Annotated in this window: 20 protein-coding genes; 12 read left to right on the forward strand and 8 right to left on the reverse strand. The window is 41.7% G+C overall.

The window, feature by feature from the left end; genetic code table 11:
- Window positions 1-448 precede the first annotated feature (448 nt).
- Window positions 449-1,804, forward strand: a complete 1,356-nt coding sequence (locus tag P3L44_RS15505) for a dicarboxylate/amino acid:cation symporter (protein WP_272662559.1) — start codon at window positions 449-451, stop codon at window positions 1,802-1,804.
- A gap of 70 nt (window positions 1,805-1,874) precedes the next feature.
- Here P3L44_RS15505 and ubiF read toward each other — a convergent pair whose 3' ends face one another.
- Window positions 1,875-3,062 carry a 3-demethoxyubiquinol 3-hydroxylase gene (gene ubiF / locus P3L44_RS15510; RefSeq protein WP_140172803.1) on the reverse strand — a complete coding sequence of 396 codons (1,188 nt, stop codon included), beginning with the start codon at window positions 3,060-3,062 and terminating at the stop codon, window positions 1,875-1,877.
- Window positions 3,063-3,524: 462 nt separating this feature from the next.
- Here ubiF and miaB point away from each other — a divergent pair, with 462 nt between their 5' ends.
- The 5 genes from miaB to lnt all read left to right on the forward strand — a co-directional run bounded on the left by miaB (window position 3,525) and on the right by lnt (window position 9,352).
- On the forward strand, window positions 3,525-4,955 hold the full coding sequence (gene miaB, locus P3L44_RS15515; protein ID WP_096864953.1) for a tRNA (N6-isopentenyl adenosine(37)-C2)-methylthiotransferase MiaB: 1,431 nt from the start codon (window positions 3,525-3,527) through the stop codon (window positions 4,953-4,955).
- A gap of 39 nt (window positions 4,956-4,994) precedes the next feature.
- Window positions 4,995-6,047 (forward strand): PhoH family protein, encoded by a 1,053-nt coding sequence (locus P3L44_RS15520; protein WP_004908988.1) that lies wholly within the window; start codon window positions 4,995-4,997, stop codon window positions 6,045-6,047.
- Entirely contained in the window at window positions 6,048-6,515 is a 468-nt protein-coding gene (gene ybeY / locus P3L44_RS15525) for an rRNA maturation RNase YbeY (RefSeq protein WP_140172804.1), read from the forward strand.
- Between the two features lie 423 nt (window positions 6,516-6,938).
- Entirely contained in the window at window positions 6,939-7,823 is an 885-nt protein-coding gene (corC, locus tag P3L44_RS15530) for a CNNM family magnesium/cobalt transport protein CorC (RefSeq protein ID WP_036958175.1), read from the forward strand.
- On the forward strand, window positions 7,823-9,352 hold the full coding sequence (gene lnt, locus P3L44_RS15535; protein ID WP_140172805.1) for an apolipoprotein N-acyltransferase: 1,530 nt from the start codon (window positions 7,823-7,825) through the stop codon (window positions 9,350-9,352). The genes corC and lnt overlap by 1 nt, the downstream gene beginning before the upstream one ends.
- Window positions 9,353-9,398: 46 nt before the next feature.
- Here lnt and P3L44_RS15540 read toward each other — a convergent pair whose 3' ends face one another.
- Together P3L44_RS15540 and P3L44_RS15545 are read right to left on the reverse strand one after the other, a co-directional pair.
- Window positions 9,399-10,322: a sugar kinase gene (locus tag P3L44_RS15540; protein WP_200129370.1), complete on the reverse strand. Its 924-nt coding sequence runs from the start codon at window positions 10,320-10,322 to the stop codon at window positions 9,399-9,401.
- A complete protein-coding gene (locus P3L44_RS15545) occupies window positions 10,322-11,341 on the reverse strand; it encodes an SPFH domain-containing protein (RefSeq protein WP_004257001.1) in 1,020 nt (339 codons plus the stop codon). Before P3L44_RS15545 ends, P3L44_RS15540 begins: the two co-directional genes overlap by 1 nt.
- Before the next feature lie 151 nt (window positions 11,342-11,492).
- Between P3L44_RS15545 and P3L44_RS15550 the strand changes: the two genes are divergently transcribed.
- Window positions 11,493-12,206: an NUDIX hydrolase gene (locus P3L44_RS15550; RefSeq protein ID WP_272662561.1), complete on the forward strand. Its 714-nt coding sequence runs from the start codon at window positions 11,493-11,495 to the stop codon at window positions 12,204-12,206.
- A gap of 48 nt (window positions 12,207-12,254) precedes the next feature.
- Here the strand turns inward: P3L44_RS15550 and P3L44_RS15555 are convergent, their stop codons facing one another.
- The 5 genes from P3L44_RS15555 to P3L44_RS15575 all read right to left on the reverse strand — a co-directional run bounded on the left by P3L44_RS15555 (window position 12,255) and on the right by P3L44_RS15575 (window position 17,003).
- Window positions 12,255-12,782: a protein K gene (locus tag P3L44_RS15555; RefSeq protein ID WP_096864955.1), complete on the reverse strand. Its 528-nt coding sequence runs from the start codon at window positions 12,780-12,782 to the stop codon at window positions 12,255-12,257.
- A gap of 110 nt (window positions 12,783-12,892) precedes the next feature.
- Window positions 12,893-13,393, reverse strand: a complete 501-nt coding sequence (locus tag P3L44_RS15560; RefSeq protein ID WP_004908960.1) for a protein disulfide oxidoreductase — start codon at window positions 13,391-13,393, stop codon at window positions 12,893-12,895.
- Window positions 13,394-13,743: 350 nt separating this feature from the next.
- Window positions 13,744-14,475: a DsbA family protein gene (locus tag P3L44_RS15565; RefSeq protein ID WP_272662562.1), complete on the reverse strand. Its 732-nt coding sequence runs from the start codon at window positions 14,473-14,475 to the stop codon at window positions 13,744-13,746.
- Window positions 14,472-16,544: a protein-disulfide reductase DsbD family protein gene (locus P3L44_RS15570; RefSeq protein ID WP_140172809.1), complete on the reverse strand. Its 2,073-nt coding sequence runs from the start codon at window positions 16,542-16,544 to the stop codon at window positions 14,472-14,474. Before P3L44_RS15570 ends, P3L44_RS15565 begins: the two co-directional genes overlap by 4 nt.
- Window positions 16,545-16,592: 48 nt before the next feature.
- On the reverse strand, window positions 16,593-17,003 hold the full coding sequence (locus P3L44_RS15575; RefSeq protein WP_096864958.1) for a metal resistance protein: 411 nt from the start codon (window positions 17,001-17,003) through the stop codon (window positions 16,593-16,595).
- Window positions 17,004-17,583: 580 nt separating this feature from the next.
- Here P3L44_RS15575 and P3L44_RS15580 point away from each other — a divergent pair.
- From P3L44_RS15580 to leuS, 5 genes are all read left to right on the forward strand, one after another.
- Window positions 17,584-18,477 carry an amino acid ABC transporter substrate-binding protein gene (locus P3L44_RS15580; protein WP_004908948.1) on the forward strand — a complete coding sequence of 298 codons (894 nt, stop codon included), beginning with the start codon at window positions 17,584-17,586 and terminating at the stop codon, window positions 18,475-18,477.
- 115 nt (window positions 18,478-18,592) lie between these two features.
- A complete protein-coding gene (locus P3L44_RS15585; RefSeq protein WP_004257036.1) occupies window positions 18,593-19,333 on the forward strand; it encodes an amino acid ABC transporter permease in 741 nt (246 codons plus the stop codon).
- A gap of 4 nt (window positions 19,334-19,337) precedes the next feature.
- A complete protein-coding gene (gene gltK / locus P3L44_RS15590; RefSeq protein WP_036958176.1) occupies window positions 19,338-20,015 on the forward strand; it encodes a glutamate/aspartate ABC transporter permease GltK in 678 nt (225 codons plus the stop codon).
- Complete coding sequence (locus P3L44_RS15595; protein ID WP_004257041.1) at window positions 20,012-20,737, forward strand: amino acid ABC transporter ATP-binding protein; 726 nt, start codon at window positions 20,012-20,014, stop codon at window positions 20,735-20,737. Before gltK ends, P3L44_RS15595 begins: the two co-directional genes overlap by 4 nt.
- Window positions 20,738-21,050: 313 nt before the next feature.
- Window positions 21,051-23,633 (forward strand): leucine--tRNA ligase, encoded by a 2,583-nt coding sequence (leuS, locus tag P3L44_RS15600; protein WP_272662563.1) that lies wholly within the window; start codon window positions 21,051-21,053, stop codon window positions 23,631-23,633.
- Window positions 23,634-23,660: the final 27 nt, after the last annotated feature.

The following is a 23,660-nucleotide window of genomic DNA, read 5'->3' on the forward strand; positions in this document are numbered from 1 at the left end:
AAAGTAACAAATTAGCAGATAACTCCATTTTTTAAGCAGTAAAGTATCCCTCTCTACTGTTTTCTATATTTACATCCCTATTTTTAGTTTAAATGATTACTTTTTGGTCATTTACTTATTTATTTAATCCTAATATTACCGATTAACCAATAGCTTAATCGTTTAAAGTGGTGTTAAAGCAACATTTACCTCATAAAATTTACGTTTGCATAACTTTTCTATCAAATGTGTGACTTCAATCATTTCTATATAACCATCGAAAGTGGTAATCTGCGCTCGAATTGTAGTTAGGTATGATTATTACCAGTTAAATTATTATCAACCTCTGGTACTAATAAATTCAGCCCCTTCTTCCATTCCAACTAAATTAGTTCTCAGAAACTCTAATAAAAGTTTTAAACCTAATAATTATAAATTGCCAAACGCAACATTTTTACAGAGAAAATTTATGCGAAACATGATAAAGCAACCAATATATAAGATCTTATATGTTCAGGTAATCGTAGCCATCGTTCTGGGTATCGCACTTGGCCACTTTTTTCCAGACATTGGAGAGTCATTAAAACCGCTTGGTGATGCATTCATCAAAATCGTTAAAATGATTATCGCGCCAGTTATCTTCTTAACTGTAGTCACTGGTATATCAGGCATGTCAAACATGAAGGCCGTTGGTAGCGTCGCAGGTAAAGCGATGCTCTACTTCATCACTTTCTCGACCATCGCTCTCATCATCGGTCTTATCGTCGCAAATATCATTCGCCCAGGATCAGGCCTTAACATTGATCCGGCAACCCTTGATAGCACTAAAGTTGCCACCTACGTTGAAAAAGCACACGAATCTTCGATAGTTGGCTTCTTGATGAATATCATCCCTGATACCGTCATTAGTCCATTAGTAAACGGCAACATTCTGCAAGTTCTATTTATTGCTGTCATTTTCGGATTAGCATTGGCGGCAACAGGTAAACACGGCGAGCCTATTGTTAAGCTACTGCAAAACTTTTCTGAACCTGTGTTCAAAATGGTTGCGATGCTCATGAAACTCGCACCTATTGGGGCATTTGGGGCAATGGCATTTACCATTGGTAAATATGGAATTTCATCTATTGGCAACTTAATGATGCTGATAATGACGTTCTATATTACCTCACTGTTGTTCGTCTTACTTGTTCTGGGTGCAGTTGCTAAATACAACGGCTTCTCAATCATTGCGCTAATTAAATATATCAAAGACGAGCTATGGTTAGTTTTAGGTACCTCTTCTTCCGAAGCGGCACTGCCAAGCTTAATGCGCAAAATGGAGCATGCTGGGTGTGAAAAATCGGTTGTCGGGTTAGTGATCCCTACAGGCTATTCTTTCAACCTTGACGGTACTAACATCTATATGACGATGGCCGCATTATTTATTGCCCAAGCCACTAATATTGAGCTGACTATCTGGGAACAAATTTCATTGCTGCTAGTTGCCATGATAAGCTCGAAGGGGGCAGCTGGTGTAACGGGTGCAGGTTTTATTACCTTAGCAGCCACTTTGATGGTGGTACCAAGCGTTCCTGTTGCAGGCATGGCGCTTATTTTAGGTATCGACCGATTTATGTCTGAGTGCCGTGCTTTAACTAACTTAGTCGGTAACGCATGTGCGTGTATCGTTGTTGCACGTTGGGAAAAAGAACTCGACACAGAAAAACTGGCTCATGCATTTTCAGCAAAAAATGAAACTTTAGATTCAGTGATTACTGAAGACGACAGCATCAATACAGATATAAGTCACATTCAGCCAATTGATTTAGCTAATAATAAATAGCGCTAACTTCTTCATTTAATTATAAATAGGCCTCTAATTTTGCGGCCTATTTATATATCTAAGATAAGTTCTATAACCCTAACGCATACTTCAGAGCCAGTTTTTTTGCTTCTCCGGCGCGCTGTGCCGCCATCAACCCAAGATTCCTAACTATTTTCAATCCCGGTAACTTTTCACTAAATGCCATGTAAAAAACATCCATCCCAGCTTGCATAATTAAATTATCAGGCAAACGACGTCGTTGGTAACGTTTCAATACATCAAGGGAACTCCAAGGTTGTATATATTCACGCGCGTAAATTACTTCTTTCAAAAGAGCATCAACATCTCGGTAGCCTAAATTCACACCCTGCCCCGCTAATGGGTTGATAGTATGGGCTGCATCGCCAATCAATGCTAACCCATCCATCACATAGCGGCTTGCATGATGACGAGTCAGTGGAAATGCCCCTGACGCAATTGCAGTAACAGGCCCTAAACGTTCAGGAAAGGCTTCGGATATTGCTCCCGTCAATTGTTCCATTGACATACCTTGTAAACGTCTAATCTTTGCGGGACTGTCATACCAGACTAATGAGGCCCAATTATCATACAGAGGTAAAAATGCCCTTGGCCCTGATGGGAAAAACTGCTGCCATGTTTTATCTTGCTGAGGTTGCTGTGTTTGAATGCTAATCAACATACATGACTGGCGATACTGCCAGCCGCGGCTACCAATTCCTGCCATTTTACGGACTTGCGAATTAGCGCCATCGGCTCCGACCACAAGCTTAGCTTGTAAAGTATGGCCATCATCTAATGCTAACATCCATTCTTTTTGCTGCTTAGGTTGGTATAAATTGATGAGTTTCGCCGGGCAAACAAGGTCTAGATTGCTGTATTTTTCACATTCTTGCCATAACGCAAGCTGTAGTACTCTGTTTTCTACCATAAACCCAAGTTCAGGTAGCCCAAGGCTTTTAGCATCAAAAATCACATTGCTATCTGGTTCTTCCCATGTTTCTAACTGGCGATATGGGGCACTTCGCATTGCCTTAACATGTTGCCAAGCCCCTAATTGCTCCAACAATTCAACAGAAGCGCGGCTAATCGCAGAAATACGAACATCAGGGGCACTTTGTGGGTCAAAGGCCACAGGTTGTGCTTTTTCAAGCAAAGCAACTCGCATGCCTTCTTGAGCAAAGCCCAATGCTGCTGCCGCGCCAGTCATACCCGCGCCAACGACGACAACATCATAAGATTCGATTAATTTATTCATACGTTCGCTACTATTTACTGTTTAATAAAGGTTATTGTTTGATAACAGTGACCACGTGGATAAAGGTATTGTACCGAAAAATGAGAGTTCTCACAGGAAATATAGGCATTGAAGTCTCAGAGGCCATTCATTCCTCCACCTTAATAACCTTACAAATAGTATATTTTGCTGAAAACACTTTGATTTGCACAAAAAACAACCACAATTTTGCAACATCCTCTGGTCACTGATGCCGCAAATGAATACAATACGTGCTAATTTTAAAACAATAGGCAAATTGCCTGCCCTTAGATTTCGTGTAGTGATATCATTTTAAATATCTTTGCATTTATCCCATCATACAATGATGTCCTTAATCAAAATGCATGCGAGTTCCCAAAAATATAAAGGGTAGGACTTTGGATTTACAACGCGTTTCGGAGTCCATTACACTAGCCGCTTCGAAAACACCGGATATACGACATGTCGACGAATAAAAAGCTATATATTAAAACTTGGGGTTGCCAAATGAATGAGTATGACTCATCCAAAATGGTTTCTTTATTAGAAAATACCCATGGTTATCAACTCACTGAAGTTGCAGAAGAAGCAGACTTATTACTGCTTAATACCTGTTCCATTCGTGAAAAAGCACAAGAAAAAGTCTTCCATCAACTTGGTCGTTGGAAGTTTTTTAAAGACAAAAACCCTGACATTATTATTGGTGTAGGCGGCTGTGTCGCTTCACAAGAAGGGGATTTTATTCGCCAACGTGCACCAAGTGTTGACATCGTTTTCGGCCCGCAAACTTTGCACCGTTTGCCTGAAATGATTAATCAAGTTCAAGGTACGCGTAGCCCTGTTATCGATATCAGTTTCCCTGAAATTGAAAAATTTGACCGCTTACCAGAACCTCGCGCTGAAGGCCCGACCGCATTCGTTTCCATTATGGAAGGCTGTAACAAGTATTGCACTTTCTGCGTAGTGCCTTATACCCGTGGTGAAGAGGTTAGCCGCCCTTGTGATGATATCTTGTTTGAAATCGCGCAGTTAGCGGCACAAGGTGTACGTGAAGTTAATTTGCTTGGCCAAAACGTGAATGCCTACCGCGGTGAAACCTTTGATGGTGAAATTTGCTCATTTGCAGAATTATTGCGTTTAGTCGCTGCGATTGATGGTATCGACCGTGTCCGCTTTACCACTAGCCACCCAATTGAATTTACTGACGATATCATCGAAGTTTACCGCGATACCCCTGAATTAGTCAGTTTCTTGCATCTACCCGTGCAAAGTGGCTCAGACCGCGTTCTAACAATGATGAAACGCGCTCATACCGCACTTGAATACAAAGCCATTATTCGCAAACTGCGTGAAGCACGCCCTGGTATTCTAATCAGTTCAGACTTTATCGTGGGCTTCCCCGGTGAAACAACCGAAGACTTCGAAAAAACCATGAAACTGATTGCAGACGTGAACTTTGATATGAGCTACAGCTTTGTCTATTCCGCGCGTCCAGGCACCCCAGCTGCGGATTTACCTGATGATGTAACCGAAGATGAGAAAAAACAGCGTCTATACTTACTGCAACAGCGTATTAATCAGCAAGCATTAAGCTTCAGCCGCCAAATGGTGGGAACCGTTCAACGTATCTTAGTTGAAGGAACATCGCGTAAAAACGTCATGGAGCTGTCTGGACGTACTGAAAATAACCGTGTTGTGAACTTTGAAGGCACACCGGATATGATCGGTAAATTTGTGGATGTCGAAATTGTGGATGTTTATACCAACTCATTGCGCGGTAAAGTCATTCGTACAGAAGATCAAATGGGTCTTCGCGTTCATGAATCACCAGAGTCTGTTATTGCACGTACTCGTAAAGAAGATGAGCTAGGTGTTGGCAGCTTTCAACCCTAAGCCACAACCATAGGATATTCAGTGACCGAGACAAAAAATTTGCAAATCGCAACACAAGAAATCTTTCTAGAACCCGCAGATAACCAGCGTTTAATGAGCCTCTGCGGGCCATTTGACGATAATATCAAGCAGCTAGAACGCCGCCTTGCTATCGAAATTAATCGCCGCGATAACCGTTTTAAGTTATCGGGTAAGCCGCTGAATGTTCAAGCGGCGAGCAAAATTTTACGTCAACTGTATGTCGATACCGCGCCTGTGCGCGGTGTTATCCCTGATATCGACCCTGAAAATATTCACTTAGCCATTCTGGATAGCCGTGTTTTAGAGCAATCTGCCGATAGCGTTCCTGACTACGGTAAAGCGGTGAATATTAAGACTAAACGTGGTGTGATCAAACCACGCACTCCAAATCAAGCGCAATATATCGCCAATATTTTAGACCATGATATTACATTTGGCATTGGCCCTGCAGGAACTGGGAAAACCTATTTAGCGGTAGCCGCGGCAGTAGATGCGTTAGAGCGCCAAGAGGTCCGCCGTATTTTGCTAACCCGTCCTGCGGTTGAAGCAGGTGAGAAACTTGGTTTTTTACCGGGCGACCTCAGCCAAAAAGTCGACCCTTATCTACGCCCACTTTATGATGCGCTATTCGAAATGTTAGGCTTTGAAAAAGTTGAAAAGCTGATTGAGCGTAATGTTATCGAAGTCGCACCGCTGGCCTATATGCGTGGCCGTACCTTGAATGATGCTTTTATTATTTTAGATGAGAGCCAAAACACCACCATCGAACAGATGAAGATGTTTTTAACACGTATTGGTTTTAATTCCAAAGCGGTTGTGACGGGTGATATTACTCAGGTTGACTTACCTCGCGGGAGTAAATCAGGGTTACGTCATGCCATTGAAGTGCTCTCCGAAGTCGATGATTTAAGCTTCAATTTCTTCCACAGTGAAGATGTGGTTCGTCATCCTGTTGTTGCCAAAGTCGTCATGGCTTATGAAGCATGGGAAGAACAAGACAATAAACGTCGCCAACAGTTACGTGAAGAAAAAGAACAGCAAAAGCAATTTGAAAAGCAGGAAAATCTATAAATGAGTGACATTATTCTCGATTTACAAATTGCGTGTGAAAACCCTGATGGCTTGCCTTCGGAAGCCGAGTTTCAGCGTTGGTTAGCTGCTGTTTTGCCTAAATTTCAAGCACTAAGTGAAGTCACTATTCGGGTAGTTGATGAACCCGAAAGCCATCACTTAAATTTAACCTATCGCGGCAAAGACAAACCGACTAACGTGTTGTCATTCCCCTTTGAGGCTCCGCCAGAAATTGAGCTGCCTTTGCTTGGTGATTTAATTATTTGCCGCCAAGTCGTTGAGCAAGAAGCTATTGACCAACAAAAAACAGCAGAAGAGCACTGGGCTCATATGGTCGTTCATGGTTGCCTTCATCTTTTAGGCTATGATCATATTGAAGATGATGAAGCGGAAGAAATGGAAGGTTTAGAAACTGAAATTCTGGCTGAGTTGGGCTATGAAGACCCATATCTTGCAGAAAAAGAGTGACCTAACTATAATTTTTTGAGATATCTTTCTCAAAGAAAGCATTACTTTACAAAAAATTGACGGTTATTTTGCAGATAAACCGTCAATTTTGTGCTAAAAAAGAATGTAGTAAACTGTTTTTATTAACTAACCTAAGCTCCAAATACTTTGACTTGGGCTACTTTTGGTACCAAGTGCGGCCAGCGAGGGTATCTCGATGAGCATACATAAGTATGTGATTCGAGTAGCCGAATGCAGCCAACAACGCTGCGGTTCGAGATACGACGAGTGAATACTCTAAATAATTCGAATTGCAGGTAGGCGGCCAGCGAGGATATCTCGATGAGCATACATAAGTATGTGATTCGAGTAGCCGAGTGCAGCCAACAACGCTGCGGTTCGAAGTATGACGAGTATTTTTTGAGGAAAAAAAAATTAACCGCCATGAGCGACGATAACTCTTCGAGTAGCGATAACCCTGGTCCTAAGAAAGGGTTCTTTGCACTGTTAAATCACCTATTCCATGGTGAACCTAAAAATCGTGATGATTTGGTCGAATTAATCCGCGACTCTGAACAGAACGATTTGATCGATCCTGACACCCGCGAAATGCTTGAAGGGGTAATGGATATTGCGGATCAGCGTGTGCGCGACATTATGATCCCGCGTTCCCAAATTGTTACCTTAAAACGTAACCAAACGCTTGATGAGTGCCTTGATGTCATTATTGACTCTGCTCACTCACGCTTCCCTGTTATTAGTGAAGATAAAGACCATATCGAAGGGTTATTAATGGCAAAAGATTTACTGCCATTTATGCGTACTGACGCTGAGCCTTTTAGTATCGATAAGGTATTACGCCAAGCGGTTGTTGTCCCTGAAAGTAAGCGAGTAGACAGACTACTCAAAGAATTCCGCTCTCAACGCTACCATATGGCTATCGTTATCGATGAGTTTGGTGGTGTTTCTGGTCTAGTGACCATTGAAGATATTTTAGAGCTCATCGTGGGCGAAATTGAAGACGAATACGACGACCAAGACGATGTTGATATTCGTCAACTTAGCCGCCATTCTTATTCTGTGCGCGCCCTTACGCAGATTGAAGATTTCAATGAAGCCTTTGGGACTCATTTTAGTGACGAAGAGGTTGATACGGTCGGTGGCCTCGTTATGCAAGCCTTCGGTCATCTACCTTCTCGTGGTGAAACCATCACAATTGACAACTATCAATTTAAAGTTGCGATGGCAGATAGTCGCCGGATCCTTCTGCTTCACGTGAAAATTCCAGACGACGCGCCAGTTCCAACTTTGGAAGAAGAACAGACTTAATGAACTCAACGTCTATTTATCAAAGTCAGCGGTTGCGGTTACTGCTGGCTTTAATTTTCGGAGCCAGTGGAACGCTGGCTTTTTCGCCTTTTGACATCTGGCCTGCCGCACTACTTTCTATCCTTTTTCTCCAATTACTGACCTTGCAGCGCACCGCCAAGCAATCTTTTGCTATCGGTTTCGCTTGGGGATTTGGCTTATTCGGTAGTGGCGTTAACTGGGTTTACGTCAGTATCGCGGATTTTGGGGGGATGCCAGGGCCTGTTAACGTCTTTATTGTCATTCTTTTGGCAGCATACCTTTCCCTTTATACAGGGCTTTTTGGGGCATTGATGGCTAAATTTGCCCCACATGCCAATATTTGGCGTTTAGTATTTCTTGCTCCTGCCCTGTGGCAAGTCACTGAATTTTTACGTGGTTGGGTTCTCACTGGTTTCCCATGGCTGCAATTTGGCTACAGCCAAATTGATGGCCCCATGAAATCGCTCGCTCCAATATTCGGCGTCGAAATGATCACATTGCTATTATTTAGCATTAGTGGTTTGTTAGTGCTCGCTATCCTACGTCGTAGCTTTATTGCATTAGCCACAGCGGTAGTTTTACTGTTTGCTCCATTAGTTGCCAAAAATATTCAGTGGTTTACCCCACTTGAAAGCCAGAAAATGGAAGTAGCACTGGTTCAAGGCAACATTCCCCAATCAATGAAATGGGAAGCCAGTTTTTTACAAAAAACCAAAGATACCTATATGGAGTTATCTCGTCCTTATATTGGTAAAGCATCGCTAATTATCTGGCCTGAATCTGCCGTACCTTCTGTTGAACTGGATAACCAAGCATGGCTAAAATCCCTCGACCGGCTGTTAGCGGCTTCGAACACTCAATTAATCACAGGGATCGTTGATGCAAGGCCAATGGATGGGGAATATGAGTTCTTTAATACGATTATTGTATTAGGGGATAAAAACCCGTATCTCTACCCATCAAAAAACCGTTATAACAAACATCATTTAGTGCCATTTGGGGAGTTTGTTCCATTAGAAGATATCCTGCGCCCTATTGCACCGTTTTTTAACTTACCGATGTCTGGATTCAGCCGTGGTGATTACCAACAAGCCCAACTCGCTGTAGGGAATATTCACCTCACTGCCGCTATTTGTTATGAAATTATCTTAGGTACACAGGTCAGAGATAATTTTAAACCTGATAGCGACTACTTACTTACTGTTTCAAATGATGCGTGGTTTGGCCAATCTATCGGCCCATGGCAGCATTTCCAAATGGCACGTATGCGTTCGTTAGAATTGGGACGCCCATTATTACGTTCCACTAATAACGGAATAACTGCGGTGATCCGTGCGGATGGTTCAATACAAGATATGCTACCACAATTTAAAACAGCGACTCTAGCCACTGAAGTCACACCGACAACAGGGCTAACCCCTTACGCACGTTGGAGTAATCATCCAATGTGGGGAATCGCCATTATGTTTGGTATTCTTGGTTTTGCTATGAATAGACGTCAAAAGTAACGATGTTGACCCCACCTCGGTACCTGTAAATGAGGTGGGGAATTAGCTAAGCAACCAATAACCCCTGTGTGTCCGCAATCTTCACCGTCACAATACAGCCTGAATTAAATTGTAAGAAATCATCTTCAATGCCATCAGAAAAAATAACGCCGTTATCTGGCATTAATGACTCAACAGCTAACGGGCTACTCGGCTCAATCGTGCCAAATACCCATTTGGTTCCTGTCGTTTTACTTAAAAACGGCTCCCTAACACTAAATTGTAATTTACTTTCCCCCCAACCAAATCCTTTTGCCAACGGGTGAGTACTTACTCCCATAATGGCCTGTGCTCCCGCTAAAATAGATTGAAACCACCCCGTTGACCCAAGTCCTGTGGATATAATTATTCCAGAAGATGATTGAAACTCTTGTTCCCCATTCCAGTTCAATAAATAGCGTGCCGAAGTGTGGCTTTTCGGGCCAATGAATAAATCGTTTACCGCTAATAGTGATTGCCCATCATTGGTTGTAGCTTGTGCAAAAGTCACTATTTTTTGCTCTATTTTTCCTTTTAAGGTATTTATCACGACTTCCTGCAATTGGCCTATTTCAAAAGGAAGTAGTTGGCCATCCCACCTTTCAGGATCAGGGTTAATAGCAATAACTGGCTGTCCATTTAAGTATTTCAAGGTATTCGCCACTAAACCATCTTGGCCAATGACAACAACAATATCCTGTTTAGAAAATTGGTAACTAGGCAATAATTTTCGTTCCAATAATTGAAATCTACCCAATGATTTCAATACCGATTCGGCTTGTACTAATTGGCGCTGATATAAATCATGCTCATTTAAATAATCGCTGACTTCAACATGGTTATGCTCCAAGTAAAATTTGGCTTGAGGCCAGGTGTTAAAGCGTTCAATCAATTCCTGTAAACGCGTTTTACGCATGACTAATACAAATCGCACGTCATTATTCCTTTGCATTATTTACCTCCTTTTTTCATTAACTGGCTAAATAAATCAGGCGATATATTGAGCTCACCAATTTTTCCAGCATTTTGTGCCAATGATTCGAATGCCATCGCCATCAACTGCTCAGGTCCCATTTTAGCCAACGCTAACGCTTTTAAGTTTTCAACGGGTAATTGACTGTAAGCTTTCATTTTAGATTCAATGGAATAAGCATCTGCATCAGACTGTATACGCTGGTTTTCAACACTAAGCGCAACCAGCTCATTGCGTTTTGCCTCTGCACTTACTTGTGCAATTAACTCTTCTTGCTCTATTTCGGCTCGCTCTCGCAATATTTTTCGCTCATTATCAAGACGAGCCTCTTCAATTTGTTGTTCTTTGGCCTGAACAGATAAATCTGTTTCTAATTCAGCTTCTTTAATTGTTCGCTCTTGTTCTACAGAAAACTTACGTCTTGCATAAATGGCATCATCAGCCTCTTTCAGTATGGATTCTCTCGCTTGTGCTTCTAACGCTTTGAGCGTTTCAGGTAATGGTGCGATGGCAGAAATAGAAACATCCAAAATTTCAATTCCCAGTGACTCAATAACCGCCTGCTCTGCTAATTGCTGGTTCACCAAAATCACCAATGATTGGCTAATCAATAATGCATCTCGCAATGAAGTAGTTTGTATTTTGGCTTGAATCACTGTTTGAGCTGCTCGCACAACTCGGTCACTTAATTTAAGGGGATCTTCAGAAGAGTAGCTTTTCCCATCCTTAGATAAATTAAAATTTAAGACGTCCGCGGTTTTTTCCGGCTGCTTTACCTGAAAAGAAATTTGCCCCTGGATACGTAAACTTTGGAAATCAGACGTTTGTAAATTAAAAATAAATGGGGCTTCTTGGGCATTTAATGGAAGTGCCGCAATGGATGTTTTATCGGAGTTATACCAAAAACTAAGCCCCTTACCTTGCTTACGCACTTTCCCATTCACCGATTGAATAACAAAAGTTGATGAGTCTGCTTTGAAATATTTAAAGTTAATCATAGTGGATCCCTCATTATTGTCTTTATGACCTTAATTAATTATTGTCCTATAGACACAAACAAGTCAAGCATTAAATGTCTTAATGACAATAACTATTTTTACCTGTATGATTTAACCCTAAACTTCATCTTTAGCGATAAGTGGTAACAATATGAATGAAAAAGAGTTTCTTGCTAGTTATGACAGAAAAGATTATTTATCGCCTTTACTCACTGTCGATGCCGTTTTATTTACTTACCATGAAAACACGTTGAAAGTATTACTGGTTGAGCGAGCAAGTTTCCCTGAAAAAGGGAAATGGGGCTTACCGGGAGGATTTATTGATGAGCAAAATGATCAAACCTTAGAAGAGACTGTTTTACGTAAACTAAAAGAAAAAACAGGAGTTATTCCTCCTTATGTTGAGCAACTTTGTACGGAAGGAAACCACCAACGAGACCCTCGCGGCTGGTCTGTCACTGTTTGCTATACAGCTCTAATTGCTTACCAAGCCTGCGAATCCCATATTGATACCGTGGATTCTGTAAAATGGGTTTCTATTGATGAAATTGAACAACTGACTCTTGCATTCGACCACCTCAAACTTTATCAACAAGCGAGAGAACGCCTAAAGCAAAAATCACTCTATTCGATAGTTCCAGGTTTTGCATTACCTGACGTTTTTACCTTAGCAGAGCTACAACATGTCCATGAAGTTTTGATTGGTAAGCCTTTACAAAATAAATCGTTTAGGCGCCGACTCGAACAAGCTGATTTGTTAATTGATACCGGAGAAAAACGCCACGAGCGTGGCCGACCCGCTAATTTGTATCGTTTAAAACCACAATCAGCGGACTACCGTTTTATTCGTAATTTAGAATTTTAATCATTGATATGCCTGATAAACAAATATTATCAGGCATTCCAATGAATGCTATTGGCAAATTGCAGGGGTAACAATATAGGTAAAAATGAGTTTGTTAGACTTATGATAATTATGCGTAATGCCTTCGGGAAACATTTCATGCAAAATATCCATACCTGCATTTTTACCGCAATAGTTGCGATTTAAAATCTCACGCATATTTTGCTGCCAACTATCACCTTCCAATATATTGTCAGGGATCCCTTTGATAGTGTATTGGTAAAATAACATGCCATTTTTAGCAGTCACTTCCGTCAATAGTGTTACGTCATCAATCAGCATAGGCAATGATTCCGCCATGTCAGATAGAAAAATGCCCCGTAACATCGTTGGGTCATCATCTCCTTTTGCATTAAACGCATTGATTTTATCTTCTGTTGAATTAGCTTTTATTTCATCATAACGCTGTTCTATTTTTGAATTTTCTATTGTTCCTGATGGTTCTTTCGTTGTCGTTTTTTCTTCCACATCAGGGGAGCATCCCGTGATTAATACCGCGCCTAAAAATAATCCAACCACTTTTTTAAACATAGCCATCCCATTCACCTATTTTATTATTTATATGTCCGAATGAGTTTACCATAATGATAAATTAAACTTATAGGCAGAAAAATCCCCTTTTTTAGCCCAAAGGGGATGATAGAAAACTAAAAAGATGCCAACCACATACGCATTTTTAAGCCATAAGAACTCGTCCAACCCGATGTAAAACTGACTAGCTCACCGTTATCAATCACCATAAAAGTGGGCGTCGCACTGACCCCAACCGCATTGGAAAGTTGCCCGCTTATATCGTTGATCACAGGAAAGGTTAGCTCCTTGTTTTCCATCCCCTTGATTAAGCGAGATGTTTCACCTGAACGTATCGCTACCGAAATAATTGGCATACCTGATTGGCTTAATTCTGATACCGTTGGCGAAGTCAAATTACAGACCCCACACCACGTCGCCCAGAAATAAACCAATATCGGTTTTTCTTTACTTAACTCTGCCAATGAAACCGTCTCACCGTTTGCCAGAGTGTGTTGTTCCAATAATACAGGCGCAAGGGTTTGTGGCTTGCGCCATAAATCCATCACTGTAAAGGCAATAAATAAAATAATTGCCAAAACAATAATTTCTTTAGACCATTTTTTTATTTTATTCATATAGTTGCTTACCTATTTGGTATCAAATAGTACAAATCAATGATGTAAGAAACCAAAACATCCACTTAAAATGAATGCTTTAGCATTTAATTAAATATTTGTTTTCCTATCCTCTAATTCTAGAGTTTTGGATTGTTTAATCTTTATCCTCTAATTTTAGAGTTTGGATTATTTAATCTTTATCCTCTAATTTTAGAGTTTGGATTATTTAATCTTTATCCTCTAAATAATTCGCGTTGTGGCTAGGCGGCAAACGAGACTATCGTGGGAAGCATACACAAGTATGTGACTCACGTAGTCGAGAGCAGTCAACAACGCCACAGCGCGAAATATGACGAGGATAACGAGGATTATTTGAGCTTAGCCAACTGCTCCTTCACTACCGCCTCAAACTGCTGTGCATCAATAGCACCTGGGATCATTTCATCACCCACCAATGTTGCTGGGGTACCATTCACACCCAATTTTTCTGCCAATATCATATTGGTACGAATACCATCGCGGCTCTTATCACTCGCTTTTAGCTTATCGTTGCCAGTGGCTTTGAGAGCATCTTTGATATTTGCATCTGATAGCATGCCCTGTTTTTGCATAAATTTATGGTGTAAAGCTTCAAATGCTTTCGGGTCTTCTTGCCACAGTGTCATGGTTAACTGAGCTGAATCCATTGAAGTCTGGCCTTTAAATGGTAAGTATTTAATTACCACAGCCACATCATCAGGGTATTTTTTCACAATATCCATCAGTTGAGGGTCGAAACGCTTACAGAATGGGCAGTTAAAATCAGTAAAGTTAACTAAAACTAACTTGGCATCTTTTTTACCGATACGCGGGCTGGTTGGGTCATTGAATAAAGCATCGTGCTCCGCTTTTAACGTTTCTTTCATTTGGGCTTGTTGTTTTTCCCCTTGTTTGGCTTGCAGGGCAACGATAGCTTCTTCAAGAATTTCTGGGTTTTCAACCAAAGTATCACGCACTAATTTACGCACTTGTGCTTCTTGGTCTGCACTCAAAGGTGCCGCCTGTGCTACTGACCCCATCATTAACGACGAAAATAAAACAGCTAAAATTGTTTTTTTCATTTTGTGGCTCCTTTGGCCTGATTCATAACGGATATTAGCGATTCACGATCAAGTATCGTTGAAAGTACTTCGCCTTCGGCCAAGTTAGGGCCATAGATTTGATTAAATGGAACAGCGACCTGCCCACGTTTTTGTAAAAATGCCGTAATTTCAGGTGAAGGCTTCGTCCAATCACCACGTAAAGCAACAACATCAGGTTCACTAAGCAGCTGTTGAATATCATCTCTTAGCAATACATTGTATTTATTTGCCTTACAGGTTACGCACCATTCCGCGGTAACATCAATAAATACGCGTTTATTATCCGCTAGCGCATCAGCAATTGCCTGTTCAGTTAGCGGTTGCCAATTCACCGTATCTTTAACGAGAGAACGGCTACCTGAGTGCTGTTCTTGCGTCATCCAAACAAATCCACCAGCAAAAACAGCGAATAATATAAATGGCAAGATAGCTGCTCTTACACCACGTTTTATCGCGATAAAGACCACTAATAACACTAAGAAAATGACAGCAATCGAGGTCGAAGTAGAGACACCAAAATGCGGAATTAATAAACTAATTAGCCATAAGCTGGAAACTAGCATCATGACTCCAAGTATTGCACGCAATTTGAGCATCCACATACCCGGTTTTGGTAACAACCTCGCAATAGCAGGAAAAGCGGCAATTAATAGCCAAGGCAAACTCATTCCGACACCTAATGCCGTGAAGATCAACCACAACTCTTCCATTGGCGCTGCCAGTGCAAAGGCCACGGCTGTGCCCAAAAATGGTGCAGAACAAGGCGTTGCCAACAATGTCGCGAATACCCCTTGCCAGAAATGACCACTATTGCCATGACCACCTGCGGTCGCCAAGCGTGTATTAGCCTTACTTCCAAGGTTGATTTCGAATAAACCAAATAAATTTGCAGTAAATAACGCCGTTACCACCACCATAAAGCCGATAAACCACGGGTTTTGGAACTGAATGCCCCAGCCAACGGCTTGCTGACCGACCCGCAGTAAGGTCATCAGTAAGGCGAGTAACCAGAAGGAAACCAAAATCCCTGAAGAAGACAGTAAAAATTGGCGACGAATGGTTTTCTGCTCACCTTGCGGAACCATTAAGACTGAGCCCAGTTTCATGGCGAGCACAGGAAGAACGCATGGCATTAGATTAAGGATCAAGCCACCTAAAAGTGCAAATAACACTACTTGCCATAAAGAAGCACCGCTCACTTTTGACACTATTGTGCCAGTAAATGTGCTAACTTGATGGCTAATTTGCTGGGAAATGTCACCATCAGAAACCACAAAAGAAATGGTTTTTCCGGTTAAATCAGGAGACTCGCCCCCCCAATCATCACCAACATCTATTGTTGCTGTTAAATGTTCTCCTGATGTTTCTATTACAGGTACGCCTAACGCCGCCCCTTCAACCACATCAGTGAAAATGTTCGGTTGTTCCCACGAGTTCCCTGTATTTTTTTGTAATTCAATGATTAGCTTATCATTAGCAAAACCAACTTTGGTTTGCTCAACTAAACCACTTGATGGCGGAACCGCACCTTTGGCTTGGTTAAACGCCCAAGTAAAGTCAGCAGGAACAGGTTCTGTTAAATCGAGCTCAAATGGGTAATCGGTTAAAATACAAACATTACTACATGTTGATAATGTTAACGTTCCTGCCAGTTTGTCCAACTTCTCATTACTTGTTACTGTTATGGGGAAAACCACATCGCCCATATAACCTTGAGTTGAAACACCCGCGACATCAAAGCGCCCTGGTGTTGGCCATTGCCAATCTGTTGATTCAACAGGTGACGACCATACAATTTCAGGCGCTACTCCGCCTTCGCCTGGCGAGCGCCAATAGGTTTTCCACCCCCCATCAAGTTTCACATCAAGCAAAACCTCAATTTTGCCATTTTCCTGTGCTGAACTTAATAACCTGACCTGCGCATGCCGTGGAGTGTTGTCATTCATCCACCCCGTATTCGCAGGTTGCAACCACCCCGTATCTGCAGCGTATAAACTGCTCGAAAATAGTGCGAAAAATATAAAAAATGAATTAATTAAAAAACGCATTGTTTCCTCCAGAATAAATTACACAACCGAATCCCTATTCGTTGTGTGTTAATTCCGAAGATTACAAAATTGTAAGTGTCTTCTGACTCTTGGAGGGGCATGCTTCTCTTCATTATTTGCTCTAGATATAAATAGATTAGTACAAAATAAAGTTAGCGCAGCCAAAGTAAGGAACATAAAGAAGAATGGTTCAAGCACAGCAGGTAACAAAGTCATTAATGACTTGGCGCTCAGTTCACAACTAGAAAGATGTGTACTACTGCCATCACCTTGTTTTACTTGTGATTGTTCGATATAGGAAAGGTTAGCTCCAGTATTAATTTGCACTTGAGCTAAGACGTCGGGCACAAAAAAATTGGCGAGCAGACGCTCTCCGACGGCGCGTTGATTCATACAAATCAATACCATCAGACAGGCGAATATCACTAATCCTTTACCTAATTTTAAATGCCTGTTCATGCGCACCTTGGTATAACTTCCTGAAATAATACTAATTATGCGACTTTGATAACCATAACGATAAAAACCAGTCTTTGATTAATACCGTTACACCGTCTATAAGTTAAATAGAGGTTACATCTTACACAGCAAAATATTCCGTACAAGTGTCATCAGCTAACTTTACAAATATTATTCTCTTCCCAATGAACAAAAATGCAGTTCCATCAAAACTAGGCACGTAAATTGCTTTATCCAATATATGACATGAAATGAAGATAGATTGCACCTTAACAGTGCGTGACTATCAGTTTAGGACAATATTAAGTGGCAAATCACCATGTTAGTGCGGTAATTCAAAAATTACCCAAATAATATGCGAGACAGCTCCCGAAATTGAAACAATTTGTTTTCATTAATTAACAAATTTAATTATTTTTTAACAACAATAAAACATATAGCGGATAATCGCGGTATTGTCTAAATCTGCGAAATATTTGCAAACACAACACTACAAAACCACAGTAATTCAGGCGTTATCTCGTGATGACCCCTTAAAATTACAACGGGTTTACACCGATGTTCTAAAGGAGTTGTAATTATGCGTATAAGTAAACTTGTATTATCGATGATGATTTTAGGTGCAACCTGCGCAGTCCAAGCAGAAGAATTAAACGGCACTCTGAAAAAAATCAAAGACAACGGTGTAATAGTTGTTGGTCATCGTGAATCATCCGTACCGTTCTCTTACTATGATAATAGCCAGAAAGTGGTTGGTTACTCGCAGGATTATTCAAATGCCATTGTTGATGCAGTGAAGAAAAAATTAAACATGCCTGATCTGCAAGTCAAACTCATTCCCATTACATCACAAAACCGTATTCCACTCCTGCAAAATGGCACATTTGATTTTGAATGTGGTTCAACAACCAATAACGTAGAAAGACAAAAACAAGCAGCTTTCTCTAACACTATCTTTGTGGTCGGGACACGCTTACTCACCAAAGGTGATTCCGGTGTAAAAGACTTTGCTGACTTAGCCGGTAAAAATGTTGTCGTGACCTCAGGTACGACTTCTGAAATTCTGTTGAATCAGTTGAATGATGAAAAAAATATGAAAATGCGCATTATCAGCGCGAAAGACCATGGTGACTCATTCCGTACCTTGGAGTCAGGCCGTGCTGTTGCCTTTATGATGGATGATGCATTGTTAGCGGGTGAGCGAGCAAAAGCGAAAAAACCGGATATCTGGGAAATCGTTGGCAAACCGCAAACTGAAGAAGCTTATGGCTGTATGTTGCGTAAAGATGATCCTCAATTTAAAGCACTTATCGACGAAACCATTGCGAATGCACAGACCTCGGGGGTCGCAGAGAAATCCTTTGACCGCTGGTTCAATCAGCCTATTCCACCAAAAAATCTGAACCTGAAATTTACTTTGTCCGATGAAATGAAAGCCTTATTTAAAGAACCAAATGACAAAGCATTAAACTAATAAAAAGACAAACAGGGTATTACTGAAGTAAGAATTGCAAGGCGGTCGTTCCCCGCCTTGCATCCTCTCTTACGACAGTATTCGGGAATTACATTGCCCACAGGAAGTCAATATCATGTCTATTAACTGGAATTGGGGGATTTTCCTTCAGGAAGCCCCATTTGGGAATACCACCTACTTAGGGTGGTTAATATCTGGCCTCGAAGTCACCGTAACACTTTCTATTTGCGCTTGGATTATTGCATTTCTAGTCGGTTCATTCTTCGGTATTTTACGTACAGTACCTAACCGTTTTTTAGCTTTTTTAGGTACCGCATACGTAGAATTATTCCGTAACGTGCCGCTTATTGTACAATTTTTTACTTGGTATTTAGTTATTCCAGAACTTCTCCCGCGTTCAATCGGGGATTGGTTTAAAATGGATTTAGATCCTAACTATCAATTCTTTATTTCCTCAATGCTTTGCCTTGGGTTATTCACCGCAGCGCGGATGACTGAGCAAGTGCGCGCAGCCATTCAGTCACTACCTAGAGGGCAAAAAAGTGCCGCACTCGCAATGGGGCTGACTTTGCCACAAACCTATCGCTACGTTCTATTACCCAATGCCTATCGGGTTATTTTGCCACCAATGACGTCAGAAATGTTGAACTTGGTTAAAAACTCAGCCATTGCGTCAACCATTGGCTTAGTCGATATGGCAGCACAAGCCGGAAAGCTATTGGACTATTCTGCTCACGCGTGGGAATCATTTACCGCCATTACGTTAGCTTATGTCGGTATTAACGTCATTATCATGATTCTGATGACGTTATTAGAGCGCAAAGTTCGCTTACCTGGCACTCTTGGAGGGCGGTAAAATGATGTATGAATTTGACTGGAGCTCAATTGCTCCGAGTATGCCCTTTTTAATCGATGGCTTTATTGTCACAGCAAAAATCACACTAACCGCGATAGTAGTCGGAATATTGTGGGGTACCGTCCTTGCCGTGATGCGGTTATCCACATTCAAACCAATTAGCTGGTTTGCGGCCTTGTATGTGAATACATTCCGTTCTATTCCGTTGGTTATGGTTTTACTGTGGTTTTACTTAATCGTACCTAGCTTATTACAAAATGTTCTAGGCTTATCACCAAAAAATGATATTCGTTTAATTTCTGCAATGATAGCCTTCTCTCTTTTTGAAGCGGCCTATTACTCTGAGATTATTCGTGCGGGTATTCAAAGTATTTCACGAGGACAAGCTTCTGCGGCGTTAGCTTTGGGAATGACAAATATGCAAACTATGCGGCTCGTGGTGTTACCGCAAGCCTTTAAAGCCATGGTGCCGTTGTTGTTAACTCAAGGGATTGTGCTGTTCCAAGACTCATCCCTCGTGTATGTGCTCAGTTTGACAGACTTTTTCCGTACCGCCACCAATATTGGTGAGCGTGATGGGACACAAGTAGAGATGGTACTGTTTGCGGGTCTGGTGTACTTTATTGTCAGTTTTGGCGCTTCTATGTTAGTGAATTATCTTAAGAAAAGGACTGTTTCATGATAACCCTGAAAAATGTATCCAAATGGTATGGCCAATTTCAGGTGCTTACAGACTGCACAACTGAAGTTAAAAAAGGTGAGGTTGTGGTTGTGTGCGGGCCATCTGGTTCTGGTAAATCCACATTAATAAAAACAGTGAATGGTTTAGAGCCGATTCAACAGGGTGAGATTTTTGTGAATGATATTCAAGTTAATAACAAAAAAACTGACCTTGCAAAACTTCGCTCTAAAGTTGGGATGGTATTCCAACACTTCGAGCTATTTCCTCATTTGTCGATTATTGAAAATTTGACATTAGCGCAAGTTAAGGTATTAAACCGCGATAAAAAAGAAGCGGAAGCAAAAGGTTTGAAATTATTGGAACGCGTAGGTTTATCCAGCCATGCCAATAAATTTCCAGCTCAGCTTTCAGGTGGGCAACAACAGCGTGTCGCTATCGCTCGAGCACTGTGTATGGACCCTATCGCTATGCTATTTGATGAACCTACTTCAGCGCTAGACCCAGAAATGATCAACGAAGTGCTTGATGTTATGGTTGAGTTAGCCAATGAAGGCATGACCATGATGGTGGTTACCCATGAAATGGGATTCGCCAAGAAAGTGGCTAATCGTGTTATTTTTATGGATGAAGGCAAGATAGTTGAAGACAGTAAAAAAGAAGACTTTTTTGCTAACCCACAATCTGACCGTGCAAAAGATTTTCTCGCAAAAATCCTCCATTAATATTCGAGAGGGAGCTCATTAGCTCCCTCGTCTTATCACTGTGCTATTAGCAAATAAATCAACAGCAACAACCTGAATTCGAAATAGATCAATAAACCACTACCATTTAACAAACTTTTTAGTTAAGTTGTTTGGTTATTAGCGTAAAATATCCTGATCCGTTCCCCGAAAAGCAATATCCAGCCTCCCTCGTAGGTTCAGCTAATCAACTATTGTTGTTTTCGGTGTAGATCCGCTATGCTATGCGATCTCAATTAAGAAAGACATTCACGCTACAGATGTAGCATTTATTCACCATAGGATTATCGGTGCCATGCAAGAACAATATCGTCCAGAAGATATAGAGCCTAAAGTACAGCGTCACTGGGATGAAAAAGCAACTTTCAAAGTGACTGAAGACAACAGCAAAGAAAAATACTACTGCCTGTCCATGCTACCTTACCCTTCTGGTCGACTACACATGGGCCACGTACGTAACTACACCATGGGTGACGTTATCTCTCGTTACCAACGTTTGTTGGGGAAAAACGTTCTCCAACCAATTGGTTGGGATGCGTTTGGTCTGCCTGCTGAAGGTGCTGCGGTTAAAAATAATACTGCTCCTGCGCCTTGGACTTATGACAATATCGATTACATGAAAAACCAGCTGAAAATGCTCGGTTTCGGTTACGATTGGGATCGCGAAGTCACGACTTGTACCCCTGAATATTACCGTTGGGAACAATGGTTCTTCACTAAATTGTATGAAAAAGGTTTAGTGTACAAAAAAACCTCTGCGGTTAACTGGTGCCCACATGACTTAACTGTTTTGGCGAATGAACAAGTGGTTGATGGCTGCTGCTGGCGTTGTGACACCCCTGTTGAGCGCAAAGAAATCCCACAGTGGTTTATTAAAATTACCGACTACGCAGAAGAGCTGCTCAACGACCTTGACAAATTAGATGACTGGCCAGAGCAAGTCAAAACCATGCAGCGCAACTGGATCGGCCGTTCCGAAGGGACTGAGATCACGTTCAATGTTGCAGACCGTGATGAAACCTTAACAGTCTATACCACTCGCCCTGATACTTTTATGGGGGCAACTTATGTGGCTGTTGCAGCAGGTCACCCTCTGGCTAAAGAAGCCGCGACAAATAACCCTGAATTAGCCCAATTTATTGATGAGTGCCGTAATACCAAAACTGCGGAAGCAGATATGGCAACCATGGATAAAAAAGGTATGGCAACCGGTTTATTCGTTATTCATCCATTAACCCAAGAAAAGCTGCCAATTTGGGTCGCTAACTTTGTCTTAATGGAATACGGTACTGGTGCTGTTATGGCCGTTCCTGCCCATGACCAACGTGACTGGGAATTCGCTCACAAATATAACTTACCCATCAAAGCAGTTATTGCCGATGCTGATGGCAATGAGCCTGATTTATCCCAAGAAGCGATGACCGAAAAAAATGCACTGATTAACTCAGGTGAATTCAGTGGATTAGACCACCAAGCTGGCTTCAATGCCATTTCAGATAAACTTGTCGCACTAGGTGCAGGTCAACGTAAAGTAAACTACCGCTTACGTGACTGGGGTGTTTCACGTCAACGTTACTGGGGGGCACCAATCCCAATGGCAACATTGGAAGATGGTACTGTCGTTCCTGTTCCTGAAGACCAGTTACCTGTCATTTTGCCAGAAGATGTCGTGATGAACGGCATTACCAGCCCAATTAAAGCTGACCCTGAGTGGGCAAAAATGACCATTAACGGTCAACCTGCATTACGTGAAACCGATACCTTCGATACCTTTATGGAATCTTCTTGGTACTATGCACGTTATACCTGCCCGCAATATGACGACGGCATGTTAGACCCCGAGGCAGCAAACTACTGGTTACCGGTTGACCAATATATTGGTGGTATCGAACACGCCATCATGCACTTAATGTATTTCCGCTTCTTCCATAAGTTGATGCGTGATGCAGGGTTAGTCAACTCCGATGAACCAGCAAAACGCTTACTGTGCCAAGGCATGGTGCTGGCTGATGCATTCTACTACACAGGTAGCGATGGTCAGCGTGTTTGGGTTTCTCCAGCAGACGCCATTGTTGAACGTGACGACAAAAACCGTATTATTAAAGCCGTAGATAATGAAGGCCATGAACTGGTGTATACCGGTATGAGCAAAATGTCTAAGTCGAAAAACAACGGTATTGACCCACAATTAATGGTCGAAAAATACGGTGCGGATACCGTTCGCCTATTTATGATGTTTGCTGCACCACCAGAGTTAACCCTTGAGTGGCAAGAATCCAGCGTTGAAGGTGCTAACCGCTTCGTTCGTCGCGTTTGGCGTTTAGTACACGAGCACTCACAAAAAGGTGCAACTTCACCTTTAGATATCAGCACATTAACACCTGAACAAAAAGACTTACGTCGTGATCTGCACAAAACAATCGCGAAAGTCTCTGATGATTTCAGCCGTCGTTATGCATTCAACACTGCAATTGCTGCTATCATGGAATTCATGAACAAATTGGTTCGTGCGCCACAAGAAACGGAACAAGACCGTGCATTAGTTCAAGAGTCTCTTGAGGCTATCACGCTGATGTTATCACCAATCATTCCACATGCTTGCTTTGAAATGTGGAAAGCGCTCGGTCACAAAACAGACATCGATTTCGCACAATGGCCTGTTGCTGATGAAAAAGCCATGATTGACGATACCAAACTGGTTGTCGTTCAAGTTAATGGTAAGGTTCGTGGTCGTATCACCGTTCCGGCTGATGCAAACCAAGAATTTGTCCTAGATATGGCAAAAAATGAACCGAGCGTAGCGAAATACCTTGAAGGTGTTGGCATCCGCAAAGTAATCTATGTCCCAGGCAAATTGCTAAACCTTGTTGTAGGTTAATATTAGGTTGTTGGCTGATAAGGAGGC

The sequence above is a fragment of the Providencia sp. PROV175 genome (genome assembly GCF_032707045.1).
In the GTDB taxonomy this organism is placed as follows: domain Bacteria; phylum Pseudomonadota; class Gammaproteobacteria; order Enterobacterales; family Enterobacteriaceae; genus Providencia; species Providencia hangzhouensis.

Bases quoted from the DNA above. Each gene is read 5' to 3' on its own strand.
- P3L44_RS15505 (WP_272662559.1), top strand. From the start codon at position 449: ATGCGAAACATGATAAAGCAACCAATATATAAGATCTTATATGTTCAG.
- ubiF (WP_140172803.1), bottom strand. From the start codon at position 3,062: ATGAATAAATTAATCGAATCTTATGATGTTGTCGTCGTTGGCGCGGGT.
- miaB (WP_096864953.1), top strand. From the start codon at position 3,525: ATGTCGACGAATAAAAAGCTATATATTAAAACTTGGGGTTGCCAAATG.
- ybeY (WP_140172804.1), top strand. From the start codon at position 6,048: ATGAGTGACATTATTCTCGATTTACAAATTGCGTGTGAAAACCCTGAT.
- corC (WP_036958175.1), top strand. From the start codon at position 6,939: ATGAGCGACGATAACTCTTCGAGTAGCGATAACCCTGGTCCTAAGAAA.
- lnt (WP_140172805.1), top strand. From the start codon at position 7,823: ATGAACTCAACGTCTATTTATCAAAGTCAGCGGTTGCGGTTACTGCTG.
- P3L44_RS15540 (WP_200129370.1), bottom strand. From the start codon at position 10,322: ATGCAAAGGAATAATGACGTGCGATTTGTATTAGTCATGCGTAAAACG.
- P3L44_RS15545 (WP_004257001.1), bottom strand. From the start codon at position 11,341: ATGATTAACTTTAAATATTTCAAAGCAGACTCATCAACTTTTGTTATT.
- P3L44_RS15550 (WP_272662561.1), top strand. From the start codon at position 11,493: ATGAATGAAAAAGAGTTTCTTGCTAGTTATGACAGAAAAGATTATTTA.
- P3L44_RS15555 (WP_096864955.1), bottom strand. From the start codon at position 12,782: ATGGCTATGTTTAAAAAAGTGGTTGGATTATTTTTAGGCGCGGTATTA.
- P3L44_RS15560 (WP_004908960.1), bottom strand. From the start codon at position 13,393: ATGAATAAAATAAAAAAATGGTCTAAAGAAATTATTGTTTTGGCAATT.
- P3L44_RS15565 (WP_272662562.1), bottom strand. From the start codon at position 14,475: ATGAAAAAAACAATTTTAGCTGTTTTATTTTCGTCGTTAATGATGGGG.
- P3L44_RS15570 (WP_140172809.1), bottom strand. From the start codon at position 16,544: ATGCGTTTTTTAATTAATTCATTTTTTATATTTTTCGCACTATTTTCG.
- P3L44_RS15575 (WP_096864958.1), bottom strand. From the start codon at position 17,003: ATGAACAGGCATTTAAAATTAGGTAAAGGATTAGTGATATTCGCCTGT.
- P3L44_RS15580 (WP_004908948.1), top strand. From the start codon at position 17,584: ATGCGTATAAGTAAACTTGTATTATCGATGATGATTTTAGGTGCAACC.
- P3L44_RS15585 (WP_004257036.1), top strand. From the start codon at position 18,593: ATGTCTATTAACTGGAATTGGGGGATTTTCCTTCAGGAAGCCCCATTT.
- gltK (WP_036958176.1), top strand. From the start codon at position 19,338: ATGTATGAATTTGACTGGAGCTCAATTGCTCCGAGTATGCCCTTTTTA.
- P3L44_RS15595 (WP_004257041.1), top strand. From the start codon at position 20,012: ATGATAACCCTGAAAAATGTATCCAAATGGTATGGCCAATTTCAGGTG.
- leuS (WP_272662563.1), top strand. From the start codon at position 21,051: ATGCAAGAACAATATCGTCCAGAAGATATAGAGCCTAAAGTACAGCGT.